General features: G+C 43.6%; 2 tRNA genes and 1 rRNA gene. All 3 read right to left on the reverse strand.

Annotated elements, in window-relative coordinates:
- Positions 1-348: 348 nt before the first annotated feature.
- A tRNA-Ala gene (locus MTF70_RS24285) sits at positions 349-424 on the reverse strand.
- 42 nt (positions 425-466) lie between these two features.
- Positions 467-543, reverse strand: a tRNA-Ile gene (locus tag MTF70_RS24290).
- 66 nt (positions 544-609) lie between these two features.
- Positions 610-686, reverse strand: a 16S ribosomal RNA gene (locus tag MTF70_RS24295); the annotation flags it as partial.

Raw genomic sequence — 686 nt, forward strand, 5'->3', positions numbered from 1 at the left:
CGCCTCTGACTGCCAAGGCATCCACCGTGTACGCTTAGTCACTTAACCATACAACCCGAAGGAGTTTCGAGTTGATGTTCAAATCACCAAAGTTGTCTCTCATTATTTGAATGAGCGAGAGACATTCGATTTTGCCGGACTCATCTCTTTACCTTCATTTTTAGAAAAAATGAAAACAAAAAGCCAAGAACACTTGAATGTGTTTTTTGGTGTTTGTCATAAAGACAAACATTGAGAACTTTACAAACAAACTTAAAAGTTTGTTTTGTCAGCTTTCCAAATTGTTAAAGAGCTAGATTTTCTGATGAAAACCATTTTTAAAGATTCTTTTTCAAGAACACTTAAAGATGGTGGAGCTATGCGGGATCGAACCGCAGACCTCCTGCGTGCAAGGCAGGCGCTCTCCCAGCTGAGCTATAGCCCCATCAAGGTGTCGATACTGTCGCCAATTCCTTGGGAAAGAAATTGGTGGGTCTGAGTGGACTCGAACCACCGACCTCTCGCTTATCAGGCGAACGCTCTAACCACCTGAGCTACAGACCCAGTATCGTCTCTTTACTTTATAAACCGTATCAATCTGTGTGAACACTCATCGCAATAATCATCGTATAAGGAGGTGATCCAGCGCCAGGTTCCCCTAGCGCTACCTTGTTACGACTTCACCCCAGTCATGAACCACAAAGTGG

This window comes from Vibrio sp. 2CM40D (assembly GCF_023161825.1).
In the GTDB taxonomy this organism is placed as follows: Bacteria; Pseudomonadota; Gammaproteobacteria; order Enterobacterales; family Vibrionaceae; genus Vibrio; species Vibrio alginolyticus.